The 25206-nt window shown below is 64.8% G+C and carries 23 protein-coding genes; 13 read left to right on the top strand and 10 right to left on the bottom strand.

Annotation, left to right across the window (positions count from 1 at the left end; all coding sequences use genetic code 11):
* Window positions 1-313 precede the first annotated feature (313 nt).
* From LZC94_01840 to LZC94_01820, 5 genes are all read right to left on the bottom strand, one after another.
* Window positions 314-1330: a hypothetical protein gene (locus LZC94_01840; GenBank protein ID WXB16022.1), complete on the bottom strand. Its 1017-nt coding sequence runs from the start codon at window positions 1328-1330 to the stop codon at window positions 314-316.
* On the bottom strand, window positions 1327-2574 hold the full coding sequence (locus LZC94_01835) for an MFS transporter (GenBank protein ID WXB16021.1): 1248 nt from the start codon (window positions 2572-2574) through the stop codon (window positions 1327-1329). The genes LZC94_01840 and LZC94_01835 overlap by 4 nt, the downstream gene beginning before the upstream one ends.
* Window positions 2575-2593: 19 nt before the next feature.
* Window positions 2594-3580: a metallophosphoesterase gene (locus LZC94_01830; protein WXB16020.1), complete on the bottom strand. Its 987-nt coding sequence runs from the start codon at window positions 3578-3580 to the stop codon at window positions 2594-2596.
* Window positions 3581-3740: 160 nt separating this feature from the next.
* Window positions 3741-4499 carry a MerR family transcriptional regulator gene (locus LZC94_01825; GenBank protein ID WXB16019.1) on the bottom strand — a complete coding sequence of 253 codons (759 nt, stop codon included), beginning with the start codon at window positions 4497-4499 and terminating at the stop codon, window positions 3741-3743.
* 34 nt (window positions 4500-4533) lie between these two features.
* Window positions 4534-5397, bottom strand: a complete 864-nt coding sequence (locus LZC94_01820; protein ID WXB16018.1) for a dienelactone hydrolase family protein — start codon at window positions 5395-5397, stop codon at window positions 4534-4536.
* A gap of 90 nt (window positions 5398-5487) precedes the next feature.
* On the opposite strand from LZC94_01820, the gene LZC94_01815 reads away from it, so the two are divergent.
* On the top strand, window positions 5488-6441 hold the full coding sequence (locus LZC94_01815; protein WXB16017.1) for a helix-turn-helix domain-containing protein: 954 nt from the start codon (window positions 5488-5490) through the stop codon (window positions 6439-6441).
* Window positions 6442-6463: 22 nt separating this feature from the next.
* Here LZC94_01815 and LZC94_01810 read toward each other — a convergent pair whose 3' ends face one another.
* The 3 genes from LZC94_01810 to LZC94_01800 all read right to left on the bottom strand — a co-directional run bounded on the left by LZC94_01810 (window position 6464) and on the right by LZC94_01800 (window position 9252).
* The gene (locus tag LZC94_01810; GenBank protein WXB16016.1) at window positions 6464-7195 is read right to left on the bottom strand and encodes a ferritin-like domain-containing protein; all 732 of its coding nucleotides are present in this window, start codon (window positions 7193-7195) and stop codon (window positions 6464-6466) included.
* Window positions 7192-8382 carry a hypothetical protein gene (locus LZC94_01805; protein WXB16015.1) on the bottom strand — a complete coding sequence of 397 codons (1191 nt, stop codon included), beginning with the start codon at window positions 8380-8382 and terminating at the stop codon, window positions 7192-7194. Before LZC94_01805 ends, LZC94_01810 begins: the two co-directional genes overlap by 4 nt.
* A 153-nt stretch (window positions 8383-8535) precedes the next feature.
* Window positions 8536-9252: a hypothetical protein gene (locus LZC94_01800; protein ID WXB16014.1), complete on the bottom strand. Its 717-nt coding sequence runs from the start codon at window positions 9250-9252 to the stop codon at window positions 8536-8538.
* A gap of 187 nt (window positions 9253-9439) precedes the next feature.
* Here LZC94_01800 and LZC94_01795 point away from each other — a divergent pair, with 187 nt between their 5' ends.
* The 3 genes from LZC94_01795 to LZC94_01785 all read left to right on the top strand — a co-directional run bounded on the left by LZC94_01795 (window position 9440) and on the right by LZC94_01785 (window position 12240).
* The gene (locus LZC94_01795; GenBank protein ID WXB16013.1) at window positions 9440-10168 is read left to right on the top strand and encodes an MBL fold metallo-hydrolase; all 729 of its coding nucleotides are present in this window, start codon (window positions 9440-9442) and stop codon (window positions 10166-10168) included.
* Between the two features lie 101 nt (window positions 10169-10269).
* Window positions 10270-11025 carry a MerR family transcriptional regulator gene (locus LZC94_01790; protein ID WXB16012.1) on the top strand — a complete coding sequence of 252 codons (756 nt, stop codon included), beginning with the start codon at window positions 10270-10272 and terminating at the stop codon, window positions 11023-11025.
* A gap of 174 nt (window positions 11026-11199) precedes the next feature.
* A complete protein-coding gene (locus LZC94_01785; GenBank protein WXB16011.1) occupies window positions 11200-12240 on the top strand; it encodes a C39 family peptidase in 1041 nt (346 codons plus the stop codon).
* 65 nt (window positions 12241-12305) lie between these two features.
* Here LZC94_01785 and LZC94_01780 read toward each other — a convergent pair whose 3' ends face one another.
* Window positions 12306-13322: an SMI1/KNR4 family protein gene (locus tag LZC94_01780; GenBank protein WXB16010.1), complete on the bottom strand. Its 1017-nt coding sequence runs from the start codon at window positions 13320-13322 to the stop codon at window positions 12306-12308.
* Window positions 13323-13509: 187 nt separating this feature from the next.
* On the opposite strand from LZC94_01780, the gene LZC94_01775 reads away from it, so the two are divergent.
* Both LZC94_01775 and LZC94_01770 read left to right on the top strand, forming a co-directional pair.
* On the top strand, window positions 13510-14910 hold the full coding sequence (locus tag LZC94_01775) for an amidase (GenBank protein WXB16009.1): 1401 nt from the start codon (window positions 13510-13512) through the stop codon (window positions 14908-14910).
* 107 nt (window positions 14911-15017) lie between these two features.
* Window positions 15018-16109 (top strand): hypothetical protein, encoded by a 1092-nt coding sequence (locus LZC94_01770; GenBank protein ID WXB16008.1) that lies wholly within the window; start codon window positions 15018-15020, stop codon window positions 16107-16109.
* On the opposite strand, the gene smpB is transcribed toward LZC94_01770, so the two are convergent.
* Window positions 16087-16596: an SsrA-binding protein SmpB gene (gene smpB, locus LZC94_01765; protein WXB16007.1), complete on the bottom strand. Its 510-nt coding sequence runs from the start codon at window positions 16594-16596 to the stop codon at window positions 16087-16089. The genes LZC94_01770 and smpB overlap by 23 nt on opposite strands.
* A gap of 248 nt (window positions 16597-16844) precedes the next feature.
* On the opposite strand from smpB, the gene LZC94_01760 reads away from it, so the two are divergent.
* The 7 genes from LZC94_01760 (at window position 16845) to LZC94_01730 (ending at window position 24839) form a co-directional block, all read left to right on the top strand.
* Entirely contained in the window at window positions 16845-17282 is a 438-nt protein-coding gene (locus tag LZC94_01760) for a YciI family protein (protein ID WXB16006.1), read from the top strand.
* A 736-nt stretch (window positions 17283-18018) separates the two neighbouring features.
* Window positions 18019-19185: an iron-containing redox enzyme family protein gene (locus LZC94_01755; GenBank protein WXB16005.1), complete on the top strand. Its 1167-nt coding sequence runs from the start codon at window positions 18019-18021 to the stop codon at window positions 19183-19185.
* Window positions 19186-19846: 661 nt separating this feature from the next.
* Window positions 19847-20149 carry a hypothetical protein gene (locus tag LZC94_01750; protein WXB16004.1) on the top strand — a complete coding sequence of 101 codons (303 nt, stop codon included), beginning with the start codon at window positions 19847-19849 and terminating at the stop codon, window positions 20147-20149.
* 479 nt (window positions 20150-20628) lie between these two features.
* On the top strand, window positions 20629-21294 hold the full coding sequence (locus tag LZC94_01745; protein ID WXB16003.1) for a carbonic anhydrase: 666 nt from the start codon (window positions 20629-20631) through the stop codon (window positions 21292-21294).
* A 7-nt stretch (window positions 21295-21301) separates the two neighbouring features.
* On the top strand, window positions 21302-22876 hold the full coding sequence (locus tag LZC94_01740) for a SulP family inorganic anion transporter (GenBank protein WXB16002.1): 1575 nt from the start codon (window positions 21302-21304) through the stop codon (window positions 22874-22876).
* Between the two features lie 228 nt (window positions 22877-23104).
* Complete coding sequence (locus LZC94_01735; GenBank protein WXB16001.1) at window positions 23105-23905, top strand: squalene/phytoene synthase family protein; 801 nt, start codon at window positions 23105-23107, stop codon at window positions 23903-23905.
* A 175-nt stretch (window positions 23906-24080) separates the two neighbouring features.
* Window positions 24081-24839 (top strand): hypothetical protein, encoded by a 759-nt coding sequence (locus LZC94_01730; GenBank protein ID WXB16000.1) that lies wholly within the window; start codon window positions 24081-24083, stop codon window positions 24837-24839.
* Window positions 24840-25206 lie beyond the last annotated feature (367 nt).

Raw genomic sequence — 25206 nt, 5'->3', positions numbered from 1 at the left:
AGATCACGGCTCGAGGGCCGCACCGAGGGTGCGCCCTGCCGCACGTTGGCCTCCCCGCCTTCGTCGGCGCAAGCGCGAGGGTGATAGGAACCCGAACGGGATATCGCTCCTCGCGGTCAAGCACGACGAGGATTCTTTGTCCTGAGCACTACAATGTCCACTCCCTACATGCATTTTGGTCGAATCGACATCCGCGAGCATAGTCCCCGGATGCGGGACATGCGCAATTGCCGCCAAAATGCATTAGGGTGTGACGGTGGCACACCCCGGAATGATGTTTCGAAGCATCACATGCCGGCGATAGGACACATGGTCATGGGCCCTGGCCCCCGAGCGCAGGAGACGATGCATCGGCGACCCGCAAACGCGGCGCGCCCGATCCATCCGCGGGGACGGACCATATGTCCGAATGACCGGGGGATGCCGATAGCGCGTACATCACGGTGAGGTCGTCGAGCCAAAAGGCTTGATCGTCGACGTTGCGCGTCTCCGCGAGCGGGACGACGAGCCGGGTGCCCAGGTCCATCACGGACAATCGCCACACGGGTACATCGGGCGATACGCGCCGCTTGAACGCGATGCGTTTGCCGTCCGGCGACAAGGAAGGACACTCCACGTTCTCCTCCAGGGCGCGCCCGCGGTAGGTGCGGTAGTCGGCCTGCACGAGGTGCGTCTTTCCGCGGCTGGACAGGGTCGCGTAGAATCGCGTGTCGTTGGCGTCGAAGGTGATACCCCAGTAGTTCACGTCGTTGGCGAAATAGCGTTTGCCGTCGAAGAAGACGGGGAGCTCTTCGATGGTCTTGGTGAGCTCGCCCGTGGTGAGATCCAGAACGCCGGCGCGGGTGGAGAATCCATTTTCGGCGTAGGAGTCGCCGCTGACGAAGATGGTCCAGAAGGCCATCTTCCCGTCGCGGGAGAGCTTGGCCCGGCTCGGGGTCCCCGGGAGCTCGAGGCGGCGAACGACATTCAGGTTCTCGTCGAGGACCAGGAGATCGGTCATCGGGGGCAATACGGCGGGTCGGAGCGCCAAGCACAGGCCCACCCCCGCGGCGCTCGCGAATCGATCGCACGCTACGTCGGCCACACGCCGGGTCGCCTGGGGATCGTCCAGTGAAAGGGCGGCGATGCGACCAAAGCCCGGCCCCGCAGACATATTGCGAAAGAGCAATTGGCGCGGCGCCGCCGCCGAAAGGGAAATCGGCTGCTCCGGCGCGACCGGGGGAGCGCTCGCGGCGCTCGCCCGCGCCTTCCGGATCCGCAACGTGTAGCCAATGGCGATCCCCACCAGCACCACCATGGCGACGGAGACGGCCAGCAGGCGCGCTCTCACGAGGCACCTCGCGGGCGCAAGGGGCGGACGATGGCGGCGGCCAGCACGACGGCGCCCAGCGCGGAAGCCATCACCAGCACGGCGGCGTGCGGATCCCACGCCGTCCAAATCCAACCAAACAATACCGAGGACACGACGCGCGCGCCCGCCTGACCCGCTTGAAGAATGCTCATCCCGCTCGCCTGCAAATTCGTTGGGAGCCATTGGCCGGCGGCCGCCATCAGCACTCCATCGGTGGCCGCATAGAAGATACCGTGAAGGGCCAGCGCCATGACGGGGAACACGGCGCCGTGGGTTGGCCCCAAGAGCGCGAGCAGCGCCGCCATCAGCGCGAGGTGCCCGCCAAGGAACACCACCCAGCGCCCGATCCGATCCGAAAGATGCCCCAAGGGAACGGCCAGCAGCAGGTACACCCCTGCGCTCCCGAGCGGCAGCATTGGAAAATAGACGGCATCGACGCTCCATCGTCGCTGGAGGAGCAAATAGACGAACGCGTCGCTGACGGTGACCAGGCCGAGCAACGCGGCCCATATCACGATTCGGCGGAAGGGGGCGAGGCGCAAGAGCCCGATGGCTGCGCGCAAGGATCGTCCCTCGTCGCTCGCCGCCGGGGGCTTTCGGTCGCCGACGAACGTCACCATCAGCAACACGCCCGCGACGGCGATGCAAAAGCTCGCGACGAAGACGGCGTCGTAACTGCCAAAGCTGGCCTTCAGAACGCCCATGGCCGCGAACGGCCCGAGAAAGGCGCCCACCGTATCCATCGCGCGGTGCACGCCGAACGAGCGGCCCAACGTTTCCGGAGTGCTGCTCGAGGCGATCAGGGCGTCGCGCGGCGCCGTGCGGATCCCCTTGCCTGCCCGGTCGGCCGCCGACACCGCGCCGAGCGCCAGGGGCGAGGCGCCGGCCAAGAGCCAACCGAGCTTGCTGATCGCCGAGAGCGCGTAACCGAAGGTGGCCACCGCTTTGAGGCGCTGCCACCGATCGGCGAGGTGGCCGCCGAGCAATCGCACCAGGACCGTCGCCACCGACGAGAAGCCATCGATGGCGCCGAACTGCAGCGGGGTCAGGCCGAGCCCCAAGACCAGATAGAGCGGCCAAACCGCCGTGACCATTTCCGACGAGATATCGGTGACCAGGCTGACCAGCCCCAGCGCCACGACATTGCTCGCCGTGGCGCGGAGTGCGTTGGCCGGCCTCGGGAGCGCGCTCGTATCCGAGCCACGACGGGCGGCGATGTACATGGGAGGGCCTATCGCTCGATCAATGGCAGGTGTAGGTCGGGCTGCTGTCGAGCGTCTCACCGTCGAGCCCAATGAGCTCGGTGGCGAACGTGGTGTCGGTCATCTTCAGTTTGAGCACGCCGTGGGTCGCGAGCAGCTTCGCGGTGGCCGTGTGCGGAGAGTGAATGGGGTAGAGCTTGTACCCGCCGCCGCCGCCGATGATCTGCACCGGGCCGTTCGCGTCGACCTTGCCATCGGCGTTCTGAGGATAGAAACGCTCGTAGTGGTGGTCGTGGCCATTGAGCACGAGATCCACGTGGTTGGCCACGAGGGTGGACCACACGGCCGCGAGGCCCTTGTTGTCGCCGTGGTCGCCGGAGCTGAATCGGGGATGGTGGTAATAAACCGCCACGCACCCTTTGGTGGTCTTGGCCAGGTCTTGCTTCAGCCACTTCAACTGCGGCGGATCGGCGGCCAGCTCCTCGGCGGACGCCGAAGGGTCGTCGGAGAGGGCGAGCTCGGGGGGCACGAAATCGTTGGAGTCGAGGGCGATGAAGTGCCAATTGCCCATATCCCAACTGTAATAGACCTTCCCGTTGGGCGTGGCGATCGAGCCAAAGTACTTCTTGTAGCCGGCCAGCGGAGTGTCGTCGTACGTCTCGTGGTTGCCGGGGACCGGGTGCATGATGCTCTTGAACCGCCCCCACGTCTTGTCGAAGTAATTTTTGAAATCCGAATAGTGCGCGTCGTCGTATTGATTGTCGCCCATGGTGATCACGGCGGCGGGTTGGATCGCGTCCACCAGCGCGGCCGTCTTGACGTGCACGCACTTGGAGCTGCTCGCCGTACATCGATCTGCGATGTCGCCCGCCGCGGCGAGCACGAACGGATGATCGCCCAGGGCTTCCGCGGTGCGCGAGGGTTGGGCGTTGGCTCGGGGCGGTTGCCATAGGGCCCCAGCCGTGATGGATGCGATCGCGGCCAGGAGCCACTTGCTCGATCGAGGCCGGAGGAGGCGAGAATTCATGTTCATTCGTCCTCTTGAAAGGGTTGGTACGGCGGCAGGATCTTTAGTTAGGAAACTTTCCTAACGAATTGGACGGTACCGACCACCACCCTGGCTGTCAAGCACTCCGAGGGCATCATCCGTCATCGCTTGCGCGACATTGGATACGCTTGCGTATGCATCATTCGCACGCTTCCCCATAACGCGAAGCGTTGAACCGTATGGCGTCGGCGATGAATTGCGCGAGGCCGGCCGCGTATTTCTCGTAGCTCGCCGCGAAGCGCGCGTCGGCCACGTACATTCGCCCCAACCCCACGTGCATCGCGTACGAGCACGCATAGAACCATCGATCGATGTGCTGGCGATGTTGCTCGGCCAGATCCATGGCGCGCGGGTCGCCCGAGGACACGCCGGATTGGAACAGCTCCGCGAAGGCGCGCGTGGTGGCCGCGGCCTCCGCGTGGATCGTCTGCCAGTCCGCTTGGCCATAGCTCCTGGCGCGTTCGAGGCTCTGGGCGTAGGCCTCGGTGTGGCCCCAGCGGGCTTTGGCCTCCTCTTCGTACTTCGAGGGATCGAACCCTTCGAACATGTCCTCCGGTTTCATGGGGGCGCCTTCGTCCATCGTCGAGAGGGTGCGGTCGACGAGCTCGATCAGCGCCCGCGTGCGCTCGGCGTCGGCCGTGAGGCGGGCGCGCTGCTCGATCAGGGCGGCGCGCCGATCGAAGGTGGGGTCCGCGAGGATGCGCGCGATGCGCTCGAGCGGGAAGCCGAGCTCGCGGAAGAAGAGCACTTGCTGCAAACGCTCCAGGTCGCGCTCCGTATAGAGCCGATAGCCGGACTCGCTGCGGCCCGAGGGCCGGACGAGGTCGATATCGTCGTAGTGGTGGAGCGCGCGCACGCTGATGTGCGCGAGGCGCGCGAGCTGTCCAATTTTGTACATGCATCGGTAGATGCACCCTCTCGCCGCGTGAGGGTCAAGGGTGCTCGTGATTTTCCACCGCGAGCCGGCGCCGAAAGAACGCCAGAATCTCGTCGCGCGCGGAGGCGGTGGGCTCACCCTCCGCGTCGACGAGGTGGACGGTGAGCACGCTGTGGGGCGTCGGGACGTAATGGCGGAAGAAATCGTCGGGGCGCTCGGATTGGGGGCCCGCGCCGCTGTCGGGGAGCACGCGCCCGAGAAATCGGTCGCCGAGCGCCCGCTGGTAGGCGGCGAAGCGCTCCGCGCGGCAAAAGGAGTCACCTTCGAAGCGATAGGCGAGGACGGTCAGATCCTCGCGCTCCAGCCGCTGCCGCACGCGCGCGAGCTCGTCGGGGGCGATGTGCATCCCCGCAGGATCGCCAAATGGCAGCGAAGGTTGCGCCAGCACGGGGGCGAGCACCGCCTTCTCCAGCATCATCGAGAGCGCGAAGTTGCCGGTGAAGCACATGCCGATGGCGCCCACCCCCGGACCGCCGCATACGGCGTGCGCATGGGCGGCGAGCGCGCGCAACCACGCCGTGATGGGGCTCGATTCGTTCGCGGCGAACGCGCGAAACTCCTTGCTGATGCACGCGCGCTCGAAGACGGCGCGGCCTTCCTTCGCGGTGGGGAGGGCGCCGTCGCGGCCAAAGAGGCTCGGCATCCACACGGTGAACCCCGCATCGCGCACCCAACGCGCGAAGCGAGCAACGCGCGGGCTGATGCCGGGCATCTCGCTCATCACGATGACGGCGGGTCCGGAGCCGGCGCAGTAGACCTTTCGCGTCTGGTCCAGCAAGGTGATGGGGCGGTGTTCGAAATCGTCGAGTGGATCGTCCTGGTGGACGCTGCGCAAGGGGGTGTGGGTCGAGGTCGTCATATCGCTCGGTCCTTTCTGCGCCCATCGGACATGGCTTCGCGCGACGTGGCCAGTGTCGGAAAAGACTTTTTTCGGGCAAAATTGGACACGATGCGATTCACCGTGCTCGTTCTGGAGGGCGCCTTCGCGACGGGCGTCACGGCGACCCTCGATATGCTCCAAACGGCGCGCGCCCTGGGGGCCGAGCCGCTCCGGTTCGACGTTCGTTCGGCGAACGGGGGGTGCGTCTCGCTCTCGTCGGGCGTGCGCATCGAGACATCGCGCTTGCGTGTCCTCGCCCGCCCTGAGCCAGCGCTATGGGTGATCCCCGGCCTGGGCACGACCCACGCGGCCGCCGTGCGCGCGCGCCTGGAGCGACCCGACGCCATCACGCTGGCAAAAGCCATTTCGCGGCACGTCGCGCGCGGAGGCCAGGTCGCCGCCTCGTGCACGGCCGTCTTCCTCTTGCAACGCGCGGGGGTCTTGCAGGGCCGGCGGGCCACGACCACGTGGTGGCTCGGCGGGCTGCTCGCCGGCATGGAGCGGCGATGCGCGGTCGATACGAATGCGATGGTCTGCGCGGACGGGCCGATCGTCACGGCCGGGGCCGCGTTCGCGCAGACCGACTTGATGCTGCACCTGCTGCGGGAATGTTACGGCGCCCGCTTGGTGGATCGGGTGGCGCGCACCCTGCTCATCGATGGCCGGCGGGCGCAGGCGAAGTTCGTCGCGCCGGAGCTCCTCGCGAACGGCGATGCGTTGATCGTGCGCATCACCTCGGAGATCGAGGCGCGCTTTCCCAAGCCTCCGCGCGTATCCCAACTTGCCGCGCGCCTCGGGATGACGGAGCGAACTTTGTCGCGCCACGTGCAGCGCCTGACGGGTCGAAGCACGCTCGCGCTCGTGCATAGCGTCAAGCTCCGGCGCGCGCAGGCGCTGCTCCAATCGACCCGCCTCTCCATCGACGACGTCGCCGCGGAGGTGGGCTACCAGGACGCGAGCACGCTCCGGCGTCTGTTGAAGAAGCTCGGGAGCGGCTCGCCGCGCGCGCTCCGCCCGCGATGAGCGGACGATCGCCGCAAAGGCTTTACGCCGCCGACGCGCTCAAGGTCATCTCTTTGACCCAACCGCGCACCTTTGCGAGGTGCTCCTCTTCGGATGCAAGCGCCTTGCGAAACTTGATCGCGAGGGACGAGTGGCCGAGCTTCTCCGCCAGCTCGATGAGCGTGCTCCAGCCCTCGTTGTCGACGAGCTCCGCGACGAGGATGGCCTCGAGCGCCTGCACCAAGGTCGTGCGCGGATCGGTGAGCACCTGGGGGAGCCCCATGGCCTTGACACCCGCGAGATCGGCGGAGGGCGTGACGACGGTCGGATCGCCGCCGAGCTTTTCGATGGCGGACTTCACTTGTCGAAAGTGTTGGTGCTCCTCGTCGCGGATGGCGACCAGCTCGGCGCGCGTCAGGTCGCCATCCAGCTTGCCGGCCGCGTCGAACTTGGCGATCAGCGCATCATACAAGCGTACGCCCGTTCGCTCGAAGGCCAGGCGCTCGCCGAGCTTGTCGACGAGGACGGCCGTGGCCTGCCCCTCGGCCGGCTCGGCGATGACCGTCTCCACGGCGTCCTCCGAGACGGGCGCCGGGATGTGTCCGATGGTCGAGCCAGGCTCGGTGTACGTGTTGCGCACGTCGGAGATGAGCTCCTCGTTCCCCTCCGAGCTGGGCTTCGCGCTGCTGACGGACGCGATGAGCTCCTTGCTCCGCGCAGGGACGATGCCGATACCGGTGCGATTCAAATCCAATTGCAATTCATTCTCGTTCACGGCTGCACCTCGTTCACCTTGGCTGCGCCATTGCGCGTCGTGAGCTCCCCGCCGGGCGCCCATTGGTAGCCCGCGGCTACGGTTTGCGACGGAGATCCCGCGGCGTTCATTCGCTCGCGGTAGGCGACGGACGCGGCGGAGTCCTCCTTCAGGGGGACGATCTGGGTGCCATTGGCGCGGAGATCGACCTCTTGGTTCAGGACCTTGCGCACATAGCTGCGATGGCTCGCGTACTTGATCGGCTCGGGCAACGTCTGCGGGAGGATCTCGGCCGGATCGCGCTTCTCCACCGTCTGGAACAGGTTCATGACGTAATGAAGATGGCCGAGCTCGTACTGGAGAAAGCGCTCCCAAATGTCACGGACGCGCGCGTTGGACTCTTGGGAATAGCACGAGAAGTAGTTGTACACCTCGGCCGCTTCGTGCAGGAGCCACTTCTCGAGCCATGTCTCGTAGGGATCGATGATCGACTCGTACTGCGTGACGTGTTGCTCCTCGATGCTCGCGATTTCGGCGTAGAGCTGGCGCGCGATGGGATCGCTGAACGTGGGGCCCACGGTCATGTAATAGTCGTGCGTCTGATGCTCGCCGGCCATGATGGTCAGCGCGTTCAACTTGGAAATGGGCTCCGCTTTGGCGCGATCGTAGGGCTCGCGCAGATCGTCTTCGGGCGCGCGGTGCTCGACCACCGTGGGCCTCCCTGCTCGAATATCGGTATAGCATTGGGTCAGCGCATTGGCGTCCTTGCCCTCCAGGCGATCCATCAGGGCCGCGTACCGGTAAAGATGATCGAAGTCTTCGAGCATCCCGAACTGATAAACCTGTTTCAAATAGGGATCCGGCTCGTGGATGGCCACGCTGGCCGTGACCTCGATGGCCACCTGTTCGAAGCCGATGGTGGTCTCGAGCACGTTTTGATCGGGCGGGTGGAGCCAATTGACGAGCGTTTGCTGGTGCTGCTCGACGCGGCGCACGCGCGCGAGCTGGAGCTGCAAGGGCTTGTTCATGCGGGCGCACGCGTGGCTGAAGCGAAGCGCTTCGGATTCGATGCCGTTCATGAGAATGACGCGGACGCGCGTGAATGCATCGTCATCGAGCTTGCTATACGGAACGCGCACGAGGTCGCGCCAGTCGAACTCCTGTTTCTCGAGCGCGATGCCACGCTCCTTGAAAATGTCGATCGTCATGAGATCTCCTCGTCGGTGTTTCGTCTCTTGGCTTGGTGCGACGCTGCTTGCAGCCACCGTGCCTCGCGGCTCGAATGGCAGGCCGAGCGCGCGCATTCGGGGCCACTGGGGCAAAGGTGCCGCAGTGGAGCAGAGTTGCTCGCGCGCCGCCGCCTACCCGACGAGAATCGCAGGACAAACACGAACGGACGAGATGCCTCGATCCGCACGACCCAGCCGAAAACGAACTTTGCCGTGCAGCACCGTTCCGGACGCGGCCTCGCCCCCCGTCAAACCTTCGCCGGGGAAGAGCGTGAACGTCCATACGTCACGCTCGTTGCTGTCGGGGAGAACCGTACCGCTCTGCAGCACCCGAGCGCCCCAAATCTGGCGAACCATCTGCGCGCGCGTATCCACGTCGCCGACCAAGAACCTCTCGCGCGGCGCGCCGACGATGGTGTCGTAGCTCCCGACGTGGATCCCCGCCGTGCCGGTGACGGTGGCCACGAGCGACCAATCGCGACCGCCCGGCACCACGATCTTACCGGGCGGCAGCCGCTCATCGACGAAGTCCTCCGTCGCCCCCTTGCTCGTCCATTGCCCGCGTCGCATCGACCAATCGATGGCCCCGCGCGTATCGAGCTTTTCATGATCCGGTACGAGCAAGATTCCAAAAGACGCCTGGTCCGCGAACTTGGCGTCCTCGAAGTGTTCGCGCAACGCCTCGACGGCGCGCGCTGCGCGTTCCCACTCGGACCGCGTGAACGTCCGACGAAGGTACGCTGCCGTGGGCAATGGTAGCCCCGCGCGCGTCAGCCCATCGCGTATCGAGCGGCACGTGTTCCAGCCCGATTCGACCAACTCCGCAATCAGCTCGGTCGCGCGGCTCATGCCGCCACGATGTAAGGTCGTCCGAACCGGAGTTCAACGGCGCCGTGGCCAAAGGGCGCCGATGAAGCGCCCGATTCCCGCTCTCCGCGCGAACGCGCGGGGCGGTCAGGTCATCGGCGAAACGCGTACGCTGGACCTTTCTCCGCGCGTGCGACCACTCTACACTCCCGTACGGGAGGGCATCCCGATGATCACCAACGCAGAGACGGGCACGCGCATCGACGAAGTCGAGGCGGGTATTTATCGCATCACCACGCCGGCGCAAGCTGGCCCCGCGGGATTCAGCTTCAATCGATACCTCCTCGTCGACGACGCCCCGTGTCTCTTTCATACGGGTCCGCGGGGCATGTTTCAGCTCACGGCAGAAGCCATCTCCAAGGTGATCCCGGTCTCGGGGCTGCGCTACCTTGGATTTTCGCACTACGAGAATGACGAGTGCGGCGCCCTCAACGCCCTCTTGGCCCAGGCGCCGAATGCGCGGCCGTTGTGCGGCCGTATCAACACGATGATCAACGATGACGCCTTCGATCGCCCTCCGCACACGCTCGGCGACAGAGAGGCGCTGTCCATTGGCAAGCGCACCCTCGTTTGGCTCGACGCCCCCCACCTGCCGCACGCGTGGGAGTGTGGGTTCCTCTTCGAAAGAGAGACGAGCACCTTGCTCTGCGGCGACCTTTTCACCCAACCGGGCGCGGAGCATCCGCCGGTCACGTCGCACGACGTCCTCGAGCCGAGCGAGTCGATGCGTCGCTCGCTCGACTATTTTGCGCATGCGCCGAGCAGCGGTGCGCTCCTCGATAAGCTCGCGAGCCATCGGCCCCAGCTCCTCGCGTGCATGCACGGCAGCGCCTATCGCGGCGATGGCGCGGCGCTCCTCCTCGAGTTGAAGGCGAGGCTCGCCCGCGGCACGTCATAAGGGTGCGGCCCGCGTCGAGGACGCGTCCGGTTTCGTCTCGCTCGGGCCGGTGACGATTTTCCCTTGCTCCTCACGTTGCGTGAGGTCCTACGGTCTTCTTCGTGAAGGGAACGAGGAGGCTGCAACTCAAGGTCGGCGAGCTCGCCACGAGGGCGGGCGTCTCCGTGCGGACCTTGCATCATTACGATGCGATCGGCCTGCTTCGTCCGAGCCATAGCGCGTCGGGGCATCGCCTTTACGACCAGAGCCATGTCGAGCGCCTCTTGCAGATCAAAGCGCTGCGCCAATTGGGATTTTCGCTCGACGACATCGCCCGCACCTTGAACGAGAAGAAGCTCTCGCTCGGCGAGGCGCTCACCCTGCGGGTCACGCGATTGCGTGAGGAGATCGCGGCGCGGAAAAAGCTTTTGCGGCGGCTCGAGGCCATCGTGCAGCACGTCGATGGCAATCGAACATTGTCTACTGAAACCATCTTCGAAACCATGGAGGCCATGATGAACGTCGAATCGTATTTTACGGAGGAACAACTGGCGGAGCTCGCGCGGCGCCGCGCCGCCCTCGGACAAGAGGGGCTCGAGAAGATCCAGGAGGAGTGGCGCGCGCTCATCCACGAAGTTCGCGAAGAAGCCGACAAGGGCACGGATCCTTCTTCTCCACGCGCGCAGGAGCTGGCCGCGCGCTGGACGGCCATCGGAGACGCCTTTACGGGCGGTGATCGCGAGCTCACCTCGTCGATTCGAACGATGTGGCAAACCGAAACACGAAATGTCACCACGATGAACGGCTTTGACGTGGCGGCCATGCGCGCCGCCAGCGACTATATCGTCGAGGTGATGGCGGCGAAGAAGAATAGTTGATTCATTCAAAAGGAGGCTCGGGGCCGGCCCCTCGAGCCTTCGCTCGCACCAGAAGCCGACACCGCAGCAGCAGGCGCAGCACATTCCCATTCACCAAGTGAGCAAAGCGCGCCATATTCATCTTCTCAACCGTTTTTCAAATACGGAGCAACCTCGGCGTGATAAAAAGGGCCCATGCGCAAGATCCTTGGAGAGGCCCTGCTTCTTTGTACCTGCGTCGTTTTTTCCGCCGGTGGCTGTAGCGTCGATAGCGGCTCCGAAGGAGCGAGCGCCGAGACGAGCCGCGAGCTTCAGGGCGCTGCGAGCGAGGCAGACGCCGTTCAGGCGGCTATCCTGCTCGACGTTCCGCTGATTCAGCAGAACCCGGAATTGCCGCGAGGGTGCGAAGTTACGTCGCTCGCCATGTTGCTCAACTACGTCGGCGTCGATGTGAGCAAGATGACCTTGGCCGCCCGAATCGACAAGGTTCCGTACAAGGAGAATGGCTTCTTCGGCAACCCCAACGATGGATTCGTGGGCGACATGTACGATGGCGCCAAAGATGGATATGGCGCCTACCATGCGCCGGTCAAACGTCTCGCGGACGCCTACATCGCGAACCGGGTCGTCGATCTCACGGGCAGGGGCTTCGACGCGCTCCTGACCGATTACGTCGGAAAAGGGCGGCCCGTTTGGATCATCTCGAACGAGTTCTTCCGACCGCTCGATGACTCTGCGTTCACGACGTGGCGTACGCGAACGGGGAACGTTCGCATCACGTGGCACGAGCACTCCGTGGTCATCACGGGCTTCGATGCCAACTACGTCTACATCAACGATCCGCTCGACCTCGCGGGCAAGAACAAGCGGCTCCCGCGACAAGCCTTCCGCGGCGCTTGGGAACAGATGGGGAGCCAGGCCATCTCGTACAAAGCTTCGGCCGCCGATTGCAGCGTCCGCAGCAACGGAAGACTGTATTGCAACAACAAGGGCGGCGCGGCGTTGTACGCGTCGACCACCGCGACGAGCAACGTGGTCGATACCGTGCGCACCACGTACAGCTGGTTCGATTGCTGGGGCACGGGCGATCGCCACGCGGGCGGCAACACCACCTGGTACCACACCCTAGGTGACGACAACGGCAATTGGGGCTGGACCCCGGCCGTCAACTTGAGCACCACCTCCGAGTTCGACGCCGACCCCAGCGCGCAGGGCCTTCGCCGCTGCCAGCCGTGAGTCGCGCGCATAACGCATAAGATGAAAGGGGTGGCGACGTTTCGAGCCGTTCGGCGATGGGTCGCCTACCCCCCGCAGCGCGCCACGAGCTCCGCGATGGCCGCGTCCGTGAGCCGCGCTCCGCTCTCTCGTCTTCGAAGCGACCACCGGGCGACCACCAGCGTCCCTCGCGCCACGCGGTCCGCGAACCAGTCCTCGACGAAGCGCGGAGCGTAACCGCCGAGTCCAAAGCCGCCGCGCGTGGGGCTCCAGGCGGTCATCAGCTCGTCTCCGAGCACCTTTGGATCGATGGGTTTGCCGGTGGTCGCCTGCCGGAGCCAGCACGCGAGATCGAAGACATGACGCGACGCTTCGTCCGCGTGGAGCGCGAAGTAGCCTTTCTCGTGAAAGACGCGCACGCACGCGGCGCGCACCCATGTGCGGATATGGGGGAATCGGCCTTTCAGTTGCTCGCAGTAGGCCTCGACCCCCGCGGGCATCGGCCCCTCCTCGATGGCGAGCCGCTCGGCTTCCTTCTCGGCGGCATCGCGGGCGGCGCGCTCCTCGAGGGTGACGAAGCGGCAAAGGAAGTCGAAGAAGTCGTCGCCGAGCACGCGGCGGTCCTCTGGCGGGCGGTTCGACGCATGATCCCAAAACGTGACGAGGCCGGACTTCAAATCCAACATAAACGCGTTACCGCCAGCATCGTCTCCAATTTGCAGGATATTGCGCGGCGTTTGCCAGGGGTGCTCCTCCGGTAGCTCGAGGCGCGCGTACCCGGGAACCTCGGGATCCGGCCCGTCGACCCTCCTTGGCAATGCGAGGAATGTGCGTACGGCATCACCGTGCTCGTAAGGAGCGTCGGTGTCGTCTCGACCCACGACATCGCCCACGACCGGGCTTCCTCCGTTGTAGCGAAGAAGGAATTCACGGTAGTCCGCGGGAAGTGGATATCCGATGCGCGCCTCGAAGGCGGCGATTTCGCCCTCGCTCCGTCGCGGTCCGCGGTCCTCGAGCCAAACCGGGGTCGGGCCGCGCGGGAGGATCACCTGCACCCGTGCCGGATCGGCGCCGGCCGCCACCCCCGAGCTCGAATCGACCATGGCGCAACCCTAATCGAGATCGCGGCGCCTCGAAACCGCCACGCAGGCGCGGATCTTCGGCTGGCGCGAATCGGCCACTCCACTTGACATGTGTGCGCGGCGGGCCTTATTTCATCCTCGAATGAAGCCCGGAGCGCCTCCGCACGTGTGAATCGTGTTTGCCGCCATATGGGCACGAGGAACGAACATGAGCGATCTTTCGACCTTTGCCCGTCTCGATGCCGTCGCGCAGGCCGAGCTTTGCGCAAAAGGTGAAGTGTCGCCGGCGGAGCTCTTCGACGCGTGCATGGCGCGCATCGAGGCGCTGAATCCCCTCTTGCGCGCGGTGGTGACCGTCGTCGACGAGCGACCGCCCGCGCCGAAGAATGGGCCCTTTCGCGGTGTACCTTTTTTGGTGAAGGATGCGATGCCTTGGCCGGGGCTGCGCTGGTCGGTGGGATCGCGCTTGTTCGCGAAAAACATCGCCGCGCAATCGCCGCCGTATGGCGCAGCGCTCGAAGCCTCGGGGCTGGTGTGCGCGGGCAAGACGGCCCTCTCGGAGTTTGGATTGCTCGCGAGCACAGAAACCTTGCTCGAGGGTATTACGCACAATCCATGGGATCTTTCGCGCTCCGCCACCGGATCGTCGGGCGGGAGCGCGGTCGCCGTGGCCGCGGGGTTGGTGCCGATCGCCCATGCGAACGACGGCGGAGGATCGATCCGCGTCCCCGCCTCGGCCTGCGGGCTCTTTGGCTTCAAACCGAGCCGCGGTCGCACCCTCGGCGCCACGCTGGCGAGCTCGGACTTCGCCGATATGACGAGCGACCACTGCATCAGCCGGTCCGTGCGCGACAGCGCGCTCTTTCTCTCGATCACCGAGGACCGCGCCGCCAACGCGCCCGTCGGATACGTGCAAAGCCCCATTGCGCGAAGGCTGCGCATCGCGACCTTTACGCGCACGATCATGGGCGGCGAGCCGACGCCGGCCGTGCGCCGCGCCTACGAGGATGCGGTGGCGCTCCTCACGGATCTCGGCCACACGGTCGAGCCCATCGCGGCCCCCGCGACGAACCCGGACGCCCTCGCCGACGCGTTCTTCATCGTGATCGCCGAGGCCATTTCCCGCATCGTCGATTTCGTCGACAAGACGCGCGGCGTTCCGGTGCAGCACGACGAGCTCGAGACCTTCACGTGGGAGCTCGTCGACACCTTCGTCGCGCGCGGGCCGGACGCGTTGAAGGTCGCGCGCGCAACGCTCGCCGCGGCGGCGCGCGCCCACGTGGAGACGACGCGCGCCTACGATGCGGTGCTCACGCCCACGATCGCCACCGAGGTCTGGCCCCTCGGCTACCTCTCGCCGATCCTCGGCCGCGAGGAGCTCATTCGACGAACCTCGCGGGGCATCGGCTATACACCGCTCCACAACGTCGCGGGCTGCCCCGGAATGTCCGTGCCCTTGCATTTCCCGGCGGGCGGCGTCCCCATCGGGATGCATTTCGCCGCGGCCCCAGGCGCCGACGCGCTCCTCCTCGGCCTCGCCTACGAGCTGGAACGGGCGCGCCCCTGGAGGGACCAATGGGCGCCGTACTCGATCCCGGCGCTCTTCTGAAGGGCCGTTTCGGATCGCACATGGGAAGGACGCGTTCCCAACATCGCATTCCTTGCCCATGACGAGGCGCAGGTGAATCGCGCGCCGCCCGCGCGCGTCTACCACCCATGATTCGATATCTTCCAACCTTGGCAGCCGTGATCGTTTCGATCCCAGCATGCAGCTCCGACGACTCATCCTCGCTCGATCTTTCGAGCACCACCGACCCGGCCCGCGCGACCAGCGCGATATCCGAACAGCGGCTCGCGACGGCGGCGCCGGCCCCCGCCGCCGCTTCGCCCACCGTCATCGCCGCGGACGTCCCGTTCAATGACTATGCGACCCCTTACCGAAGTATGTTCCTCGGTCGCAAGGTGGACCAAGATGCGACGACCATCTATTGGCGCGTCCTGACCCGATATGGGTACGACAAGAAGGTTTACTCGGCGGCGAAAGACGGCAGCAGCACCCTCGACCGCGGGTACCTCCCCCAGTCTGCGAGCATAAGCTCCGCCCTCACCTACCAACGCGGTGGGCTCTACTGGAGCGAGTCGGACATCGTCCGCTTCGATCTCGCGAAGAAGAAGTGGGAAGCGATCATCGCGGCCAAGTACCCGAGCGAGCTATTCTTGGATGGCGACTACTTCTACTACACGGACGAGGACGAGCTCAGCGTTCAACACTTGCGCCGTTTTCGCGTAGGGAGCAAGCGGGCCGTCGACCTCGGGAAGATCGGGAACGAAAAGCTCGACATCGGCGCCGCCGACAGCGACGCGTTCTATGCCCACTACGATTTTGCGGGCGGCTCGTGGGGCCACACCATCGTGCGGATCGACAAGTCCACGTACGCTCGAACGAGGCTCAAACAAGGGTACATGCTCGAGCCCACCGTGCTGCACGTCGACGACAAGAACGTCTACTTTCACGATCCGGATTGGTATTTCTGGTCCATCCCCAAGGACGGCACGGACGGCACCCCCGTGCGGCTCGACGCCATTCCTGCGTACAGCAGCGTAGTATTCTCCAATGGCTTCGTCCATTGGGTCGACGGGCAGACGCCGGGCATTCATCGCATGCCGACGGCCGGAGGCCCGGAGACCATCGTCCCCACCGGCGATAGGATCCCCGTGCGCCTCGATATGGACGCATCGAATTATTATTACTTCGTGCAGAAGACGTCGGAGGCCTTCGACTTGGTCAAGGTCGGTACGTCGATGTAACGCGCGCGCGGGGAGCCGAGGACTTGCGGACCGCTTCCAACGCCTCGCGGTTCTCGGTCCTCTCCGCGAGCGCGGCGCGCTTGTCGTGGGCCTTCTTGCCGCGGCCGAGCCCCAAGGTGAGCTTCACCCACCCGTCTTTGAAGTAGAGATTGAGCGGTACGAGGGTGTAGCCCTCGCGCGAGACGGCGCGCTCCAAATGGCGGATCTCCTTGGCGCGCAGCAGCAGCTTGCGCGCCCCCTTCTCCGCGTGAGGAAACGCGCGGGCGGCAAAATACGATGCAATGTGCATTTGCCGTAGCCATAGCTCGCCGTCCTCGACCGCGGCATAGGCCTCCGTGAGGTGCGCGCGCCCCTCGCGGAGCGACTTCACCTCGCTGCCGCGCAGGACGATCCCCGCCTCGTAGCGCTCCGAGATCTCGTAGTGAAAGGTCGCGGCGCGGTTTTGCGCGATGTACGTCTGCGCATCTTTGCGGCTCCGTCGACTCACGCTTTTCTCTCTATCCGACGCGGCCTCTTGGCGATAGCCCAAGGCATCGCTTATGACGCACCACACCAATTGACGCAGGGCAGAAGTGCCTACCGCTGGGATGGCACATCGGACCGGAGCCCCGCGCCGGGGAAATTCGACGGCGGCTCACGAAAACGAAAAATTTCGTTGGGGCTCGTCGATCTCGCCGGCCCTCGCTCGACGAACGGTACGAACCTCGGGCGCGATCGCGCGAAAGGAAGCGAACCATGCGAGTTTTGGTCATCGTGAAGGCAACGGAGAAGAGCGAAACGGGCGCCATGCCGAGCGAGGAGCTGTTCACCGCCATGGGCAAGTACAACGAGGAGCTCGTCAAAGCGGGCATCATGCTCGCGGCCGAGGGGCTTCACCCGAGCTCGAAGGGAAAGCGTATCCACTTCTCCGGAAGCAAACGCAAGGTCCTCGACGGGCCGTTCGCCGAGACGAAGGAGCTCATCGCTGGCTTCTGGCTCTGGCAGGTTCGCTCGATGGAGGAAGCCGTCGAGTGGGCACGGCGCTGCCCCAATCCCATGCCGGACGACGAAGGCGTGCTCGAGATTCGCCCGGTCTTCGAGACAGACGACTTCGGCGCGGAGTTCACCCCCGAGCTGCGCGCGCAAGAAGAGCGCCTGCGCGCGGAGGTCGAGCGACAACAAAAGAAAGCGTAGTCGATACCGGCGTTTCGCCCGAGACGTGTGCCGGCGACGGAAACGACGCAACGGCGGGTGTGTGCACGAGCGTGCACATCGCCGAGCGTTCCGACAGCGCCGCCGCACGTCCTCGACGATGTGGCTTGGAGGACGGCGCCCATGACGAGAAGGTGCCGAGGCACCGCTGTATACGTGTTCGCCTTCGCACGATGGTGCGAGGGCTTTTTTTATTTCCGGCTCGCGTCACCGCATCGTTGCTGCAAAAGTATCGCGCGCACTCCGGCCGAACATTTCGTTCCCATAAATATTGGTTGGACAGCCAATTAAATGCATGTTCGGCCAATTTAGAACGTTTAAAAACTATCCCACACGAGCAGCAGAAGCAAGTCGACCGAGAGCCTCGAGCTTCCCTTCGTTACACGATTGGGGCGGATCGATTTTTTTGTCTTCAGACGCCACCTCCCACCGGTCGGCGTGCGCGCGGGCCAAAACTCATTTCGCGCACGACCTTCCGCACACGAAGTTCTTTGCGCGCGCATGCATCGGTGTATGCGCCGTAACGAACCGTGCAATCGCGCTGTGAAACAAGAGCGTTCGATATGGTCGCATCGAAGAAGCGATGATTTCATTCACGAATGTCCACGGTTGGTCCTCGACCAACACTGGGGGCGCCATGACCACGATGAGCAATATCGATAAAAAGCGTTCTGCTGGAGAAGGTGTCGCGGAGACTTCGAAAGGAGGCCACCCACCGGTGAGCTCGATCTGGGATGCGTGGCTCGATCCCAAAATGGTGAACAAGCTCGAGCGGCACCCGCTCCTCACGGATCTCTCGAGCGGTCGCATCGGCCTGAGCGGTGTTCGAACGTTGCTCATTCAGCACCGACATTATTCGCGGCGCTTTACGCAGTATCTGTGCGCGCTGATGAGCAATCTCTCCAATATCGAAGACCTCCACGCCATCATGAGCAACCTCTTGGAGGAGATGGGCGTCGATGGAAACGAGGCGGTGACGCACGCCGAGATCTTTCAACGAACCCTGGACGCGCTGAACGCCGATCCCCGCAGCGAGCCACCCTTGCCGGCGACGCGCGCGTTCTCGAACACCGTGATGGCCTACTGCCGCGCGAAGAACCCGCTGGAAGGTCTCGCCGCGCTCTGCCTGGGCGCCGAGGCGGTGGTCCCGTGGATCTATCGTCCCATCTTGGATGCGCTCGTCGGGCACGGCGTGGGCGATCGCGCCACCGAGTTCTTTCGCATCCACATCGAAGAGGACCAAGACCACGCGCTGACGATGCTGAGCATCCTCGAGCGCCTCACCGAGCGCGATCCGATGGCCCGCGAACGCGCACGCGCGATTGGCGCCGACGTCATCATCAAACGATGCGAGATGTTCGACGCCGTCCTGAACGTCATTCGCAGCCGCGTCTCGGACGACGTGATCGCTCCTCATCAGCATCAGCCGGCGCCCGAGACCCCGCGGCGCTTCTCGTCCATCGACTTCGCGCGCGTGAGCGCCACCACCGCGGTGCACGTGCCCGATCGGTTGCACCATCCGGCCGTCACGGCGAACCGCGACACGGAGTCGAACAAGTTCACGAGCGAACGCAACCACGCCGTGAACATCGTGGACCTTCCGACGAACACCCTCAGCGTCACCATTGGCGGGCTGGAGCCCGGGCAGTCGACCCGCCTGCACCGCCACAACTACGAGACGGTCATTTACGTGCTCACGGGATCGGGCCACTCACGCATCGAGGATCGGCTCGTTCATTGGACGGCGGGCGACGCCTTCTACGTTCCGGTCTGGGCGGCGCACCAGCACACGAACGATGGCGCCGATCCATGCACCTACGTTGCGTGCGAAAATGCGCCGCTATTGCAAAATCTCGGCAACATCGCGCTGCGCGAAGAATTGTAAGGAGGAGACGGAACCTCCAGGAACGAGGAGGCGCGCGCGCGCGCGCGCCGAGATGCAGAGATGCAGAGACGCAGAGACGCAGAGATGGAAAATCGAAGTACGCATCGCGATGATCCGGCAGGGGGGTAAACTCGCTCACCCCCTGCCGACATGCTCGCTGGAAGATTCCGCAACATCGGATGGCGCTCGTGGTGCACGAATGCGGCAGGTGGGCTGCATTCGATCCGCCACATCGCGAGCGCACCCGAGGTCGAGCATGGGATGACGGTTCCGGAGGGGAAAACGGCCGCGCCGAGCAGTAGGTCCATGGTGGCTTGGGCAACCGTTTTCCCGAAGGGGAGCAGGGGTGGACGTGCACGGGTGGACACGCGCTTGACTCGGTGGAGGCAGCGATGCGCGCGGCGCTTAGGCGGGTATCGCGCTATCCCCTTCACGTACCAGCCATATCGATGTGACATCGGAGTCGCGATCGTGACGTCAAGGTGCAAATACGTAGATCCGACCGCTTTCGTTTTTCGGTTGCATCGAGGGCCATACATGGGAATAAAGTGAGTCGCCCGATCCCTGATCGCGCGTGGACCGCATGCCTGCCACTCGTCTCGCCCTCTTTATCGCCCGTTGTGGTCGGTTCGTCCTCGCGCTGTGCATGGGGGTGTTGTGCTTGTCCTCGCTTGCGGGCGGGGCTTGGCTGGCAGGAACGGCCACGGAATGGGTGAGCTCGACGGCGGTCGAGGCGGTGCCGGGGACGGCGAACGCAGAAGACGACAACGCCGCAGGCACGCTCATGACCGCCACCTTCGAGGAAGAGGAAGAGCGGGATGACGATCCCGTCGCCAACGGCGAGCCAAGACTCGTCGAGCTCACGCAGCTCGATGAAGGTGCCGTCGTTTGGTCGCTGTCCGCCTTCGATCGCCCGGTGAGCGATCCGGTCGTCGAACAGCCGAGCCCGCCTCCACGAGCCTGATCGGCCCTACGCCGGCGCTCGCGTTCACGCTTTTAAGGCACGTTTTTAAGGCGCGGGCACATACCGCGGGCACGTCGAAGAGGCGTGTCGGGCGGGTGCCGGCGTGAAGCCAAGCGGCGGGCGCTCATCGCGCGTGAGACGTTCCACCTGGAAGCGTCCGGATCGGCAGACATAGGCCGTGCTCAGGATTCCGAGGGATCCACGGGAGCCGTGCATGCGCGGTATCCGGAAATCGAATTTCGATTGGCCACCATGGCGTGACCATCGAACGATGTGAATCACGAATTCGGCTCTTGGGAATGGCATCGTTTGCCATGTTCCGAAGGGCTCGATACGCAAGCCCGACGCTCTCGCATGCGCCCGAAACATTTCGTGCGCCGCATGCCATCGAGGAGCGTCATTCGTTTCAGAAGTGCAAGCAGTCATCGCGGCCGAAGCCGGTGGGCCGACGAGTATCGAACGAGATCGAGGGATCAATCATGCAGAAGCTCATTCAGGGAATTCACGAATTTCAACGCAGCATCTTCCGGCCGCAGCGCGAGCTGTTCGAGAAGTTGGCCAGCGGCCAGAGCCCCGACACGCTGTTCATCACCTGCTCGGATTCGCGCATCAATCCAAATCTCATTACGCAGACCGCGCCAGGGGAGCTGTTCATCATCCGAAACGCAGGCAACATCATTCCGCCGCACAGCCCGCACGTGGGCGGCGAAGCGGCCACCATCGAGTACGCCGTCGCGGTGCTCAAGGTGAAGGACATCATCATTTGCGGCCATACCCATTGCGGGGCCATGAAGGCCGTGGTGGACCCGAAGGGCCTCGAGGAGCTCCCCCGGGTCGCGGCATGGCTCGCGCATACGGAGGCCACCCGCCAGATCATACGCGAGCACTATCAGCACCTCGAAGGTCACGCGCGCATCACGGCGACCGTTCAGGAGAACGTCCTCGTGCAGCTCGAACATCTACGGACACATCCCCTCGTCGCTTCGCGGCTCGCGGGAGGAACCCTCCGGTTGCATGGCTGGGTCTACAAGATCGAGACCGGCGAAGTGTTCGCGTTCGATCCGGAGCAACGGCAATTCGTACCCGTGACGGAAGCGCGACTTCCCGCGCCTCCCACACCCGTATCCCATTTCCAATCGATCTGAGCATTCGATGAAACGAACAGACAAAGCCGGGCTTTCTGCGTACTCGAACGACCTACTCGCGTCGGTGGTCGTCTTTTTGGTCGCTCTCCCCTTGTGCATGGGGGTTGCGATTGCGTCCGGCGCCCCGCCGGCGGTCGGGTTGATCACGGGGATCGTCGGCGGTCTGATCGTGGGCATCCTGCAGGGCGCACCGCTGCAGGTCAGCGGCCCCGCCGCGGGCCTCACCGTGATCGTCTACGAGTTGATCCAACGCCACGGTCTCCCGGCGCTCGCGATCACGGTGCTCGCGGCGGGGATGATTCAAGCCGTGGCCGCCATGTTGCGCGGCGGTCGCTGGTTTCGCGCGGTCCCTCCCACCGTCATTCACGGCATGCTCGCCGGCATCGGGCTCCTCATCTTCGCGAGCCAGATGCACGTGATGGTGGACGACAAGCCGAAGGGCAGCGGCCTCCAGAACCTCATGACCGTGCCGCTCGCCATTTGGAAGGGGATCATCCCCAACGAAGACACGCCGCACCAAGAAGCGGCCGCGATCGGTCTGATCACCATCATCACGGTGCTGCTCTGGACCAAATTCGCAGGGCGCTTGCGCATCGTGCCCGGTCCCCTCGTGGGCGTGCTCGTGGCCACGGTGGTGTCCAACTTGTTCCACTTTCCGATCGCCTACGTGTCCGTGCCGAGCAACCTCGTTGCCTCGATGACGTTCCCCACCATGAGCACGTTGCACCTGCTCGCCGAGCCCGCGACCTGGGGCGCAGCGTTCGGGTTGGCCGTGGTGGCCAGCGCGGAGACGTTGCTCTGCGCGGGGGCCGTCGACCGCATGCACACCGGACCGCGAACCAACTACAACCGCGAGCTCTTCGCGCAAGGGGTCGGGAACATGATCTGCGGCGTCTTGGGCGGGCTGCCCATGACGGGCGTGATTGTTCGCTCGTCGGCCAACGTTCAGGCTGGAGCGCGCACGCGGGTCTCGGCCTTCTTCCATGGCGCCTGGATCCTTTTGGTCGTCGTCGCCTTGCCGCAGGTGCTGCGCCTCGTTCCGGTCTCGAGCCTCGCCGGTATTTTGGTTTACACCGGCCTCAAGCTGGTCAATGTCAAGATGTTCAAGGAGCTCTACCAATACGGGAAGAGTGAAGCCGCCATCTACGCGGTGACCCTCGTCGCCATCGTGACGACGGACTTGCTCAAGGGCGTGCTCATTGGGTTCACCTTGGCGATCGCCAAGCTCCTCTATCGGATGTCCCGCCTCGAAATCCGCATCGAGGATCACGCGCTCGAGCGCCGAACGGTCGTGCACCTGCGCGGCGCCGCCACGTTCTTCCGGCTCGCCGACATCGCCGAGTCGCTCGACACCATCCCGACGGACCGCGAGCTGCACATCCAGTTCAACGAGCTCGCCCACCTCGATCACGCGACCCTGGAGTTTTTGGCCACGTGGGAGAAGCAGCATTCGAGCAAGGGCGGCTCCGTCGTGATCGACTGGGACGCGCTCGAGCGGCACTATCATGCGCAGCGCGTACCCTCGAAGAGCCCCATCGTCTCCCTCGGCGGGCTCGGAGCTACCAGCACGCGATCGGGGTAGCGCGATATCGTGCTTTGCAATGCGCTCGCGAATCGCGATGGCACCCCGTGGCACCCGTTCGAGCTTCCTCCGCGAAGAGGAACGGGTGCCTTCGGGCCACCTCGAGTCACCTCAAGGAGAACGGCGCGCGCATGTCGCCGACGACTTGCCTTTGCGGCGAGCCTGATTCAATGTTGCCCGGAACCAAGGTCGTATTGGTTCGCATGACTTCGAACGATCGGGGGGCCAATGAAGCTCTTGGATGAAGCGCAAAAGGTCGTCTGCGCCTACAGCAGGACTTGGTACGAGCCAATAACGAGCATGCCGCGGGGGCTGAGCGAGGCGACGACGGCCGCCTACCTGTGCATGCGCGGCATCGATGAGATCGAAGATCATCCATTTCTGGACGGCAAAACCAAAGCGCACCTGCTCCGCCAGGTGGCGGCCACGTTTCAGGGCCGGTTTTCGGTCGCCGACTTCGGACTTCAGTTCCACACGTACGCACGGCACTTGCCGGACGTGACCCTACGGCTGGGCGAATGGACACGGCTGGCGCCGTCGGACATCGCGCCTCGGGTGCTGGAGACGTTCGCGACCCTGGCCGAGCGCATGGCCTGGTGGGCCGAGGCCGACTTTTACGTGCAGAGCGAGCAAGATCTCAATCGGTATACCTATACCGTCGCGGGCACGCTCGCGCTGCTGCTCTGTGATTTGTGGGCGTGGCACGATGGAACGCGCAGCAATCGGACCCTCGGCGTGGGCTATGGCCGGGCGTTGCAGAGCATCAACATCCTGATCGATCGCCATGAAGGCACCGGCCGTGGCGAGAACGTTTGGCCGGAGGGTTGGCAAACCGGCGAGATGCTGGCCTATGCCCGTCGCGAGCTGCACTTGGCCGATGCCTACCTGGCCGGCCTGCCTGCTGGCCCAGCCCGCACGTTCTGTCAGACACCGCTCGCCCGCGCGCATCGCTCGCTGGCGCGGGCCGGGGATATGACCGAAAACAAGCGTTTTGGGGAGGGAACCCAGGGCTACAACATGGGGAACTGAAGCCGCGCAGCGCATGTTGCACGGGCGCGTGTGGCATGGCTGAGGTCATGAGCCGACGACGGCTCGTGCTGTAAATTTCTTGGCCGACGCATCTTGCGGTGCGCCATCGGGCGACGATCGAAAGGGAGGCGTCCGCAGGGGAGGATTGGGCGCGGCGCGCGTATGTGCCGGGAACATGTCGTCTTCCTTGGCCTTGGCTCGCCATCACGTTCTTGCGCTCACCGCCGCCGGTGTTCTGGGGCTCGCCCTCGGAAGCGGTGCCTGCTCGTCGGACTCCGACAACAACGGAGGTGCCGGCGGCCCCTCGAAGGGGGATGTATCGAGCGCCGCGTACCAGGAGAACGGCCGGTGCCCGTCATCCAGCACGCCGAAGCTACCGGGGACGAAGAGCATCGGCGCTTCGTGCAGCTCGTATCGGGATTGCATGCCGTCGTGCTGTTCCTGCTCGAGCAGCGGCTCGTACGCGGCGGCCGCATGCATCGATGGCAGGTGCGCCCTCAAGAGCGAGACGTGCGATGTCAGCAAAAAGCTGGACTACTGTCCCTCGGACCCGGATCCCCATCCTTCCCCGAGGGACGGTGGCACCTCGGGCGGTGGCGGCTCTACGCAATGCGTCGACGGTACCGCGAACTACTGCTACGGAACGGACTTCAACTGGACGGGCAGCCAATGCTGCGTAAGCCATGTCACCCAATGCGTGAGCGGCACGGCAAACTATTGTTATGGCAGCGACTTCAAATGGACCGGGAAGGTCTGTTGCATCACCAAGAGCGCCATCTGCACGGCGGGCACCGCGAACTACTGCTACGGGACGAACCGCATGTGGACCGGGAGCCAATGCTGCGTGAGCGATGTCAGCCAATGTGTCGATGGCACCGCGAACTCGTGCTATGGGACGGGCAAATATTGGACGGGGAGCAAGTGCTGCATCTAGCGCGGGCTCGCCGGGCGCGATTTGAAGGCGTGCGGTTCACGCGGGAGCGCGCCTCCCGGCGCGAGATCTACGAGGCTTACGGCACCGGCGCGGCTCGCGCATGACCGGCGCGGCTCGCGGCGGCGGTGCGTCTCTCGGTGCCGGCGCGTCTCACGCATGACCGGCGCGGCTCGCGGCGGCGGCGCGTCGCGAGCGTGAACGGCGTGTCTCGCGGTGCCGACGAGTCTCACGCATGACCGGCGCGGCTCGCGGCGGCGGTGCGGCTCGCGGTGCCGACGCGTCTCACGCATGACCGGCGCGGCTCGCGGCGACGGCGCGTCGCGAGCGTGAACGGCGTGTCTCGCGGTGCCGACGAGTCTCACGCATG

The sequence above is a fragment of the Sorangiineae bacterium MSr11954 genome, assembly GCA_037157815.1.
In the GTDB taxonomy this organism is placed as follows: Bacteria; Myxococcota_A; Polyangia; order Polyangiales; family Polyangiaceae; genus Pendulispora; species Pendulispora albinea.
This window is presented reverse-complemented; position numbering and strand designations above follow the sequence as displayed.

Coding starts and splice junctions, on each gene's coding strand:
- LZC94_01835 (WXB16021.1), bottom strand. CDS start 2,574: ATGTACATCGCCGCCCGTCGTGGCTCGGATACGAGCGCGCTCCCGAGG.
- LZC94_01830 (WXB16020.1), bottom strand. CDS start 3,580: ATGAATTCTCGCCTCCTCCGGCCTCGATCGAGCAAGTGGCTCCTGGCC.
- LZC94_01825 (WXB16019.1), bottom strand. CDS start 4,499: ATGTACAAAATTGGACAGCTCGCGCGCCTCGCGCACATCAGCGTGCGC.
- LZC94_01820 (WXB16018.1), bottom strand. CDS start 5,397: ATGACGACCTCGACCCACACCCCCTTGCGCAGCGTCCACCAGGACGAT.
- LZC94_01815 (WXB16017.1), top strand. CDS start 5,488: ATGCGATTCACCGTGCTCGTTCTGGAGGGCGCCTTCGCGACGGGCGTC.
- LZC94_01805 (WXB16015.1), bottom strand. CDS start 8,382: ATGACGATCGACATTTTCAAGGAGCGTGGCATCGCGCTCGAGAAACAG.
- LZC94_01800 (WXB16014.1), bottom strand. CDS start 9,252: ATGAGCCGCGCGACCGAGCTGATTGCGGAGTTGGTCGAATCGGGCTGG.
- LZC94_01795 (WXB16013.1), top strand. CDS start 9,440: ATGATCACCAACGCAGAGACGGGCACGCGCATCGACGAAGTCGAGGCG.
- LZC94_01785 (WXB16011.1), top strand. CDS start 11,200: ATGCGCAAGATCCTTGGAGAGGCCCTGCTTCTTTGTACCTGCGTCGTT.
- LZC94_01780 (WXB16010.1), bottom strand. CDS start 13,322: ATGGTCGATTCGAGCTCGGGGGTGGCGGCCGGCGCCGATCCGGCACGG.
- LZC94_01775 (WXB16009.1), top strand. CDS start 13,510: ATGAGCGATCTTTCGACCTTTGCCCGTCTCGATGCCGTCGCGCAGGCC.
- LZC94_01770 (WXB16008.1), top strand. CDS start 15,018: ATGATTCGATATCTTCCAACCTTGGCAGCCGTGATCGTTTCGATCCCA.
- LZC94_01760 (WXB16006.1), top strand. CDS start 16,845: ATGCGAGTTTTGGTCATCGTGAAGGCAACGGAGAAGAGCGAAACGGGC.
- LZC94_01745 (WXB16003.1), top strand. CDS start 20,629: ATGCAGAAGCTCATTCAGGGAATTCACGAATTTCAACGCAGCATCTTC.
- LZC94_01740 (WXB16002.1), top strand. CDS start 21,302: ATGAAACGAACAGACAAAGCCGGGCTTTCTGCGTACTCGAACGACCTA.
- LZC94_01735 (WXB16001.1), top strand. CDS start 23,105: ATGAAGCTCTTGGATGAAGCGCAAAAGGTCGTCTGCGCCTACAGCAGG.
- LZC94_01730 (WXB16000.1), top strand. CDS start 24,081: ATGTCGTCTTCCTTGGCCTTGGCTCGCCATCACGTTCTTGCGCTCACC.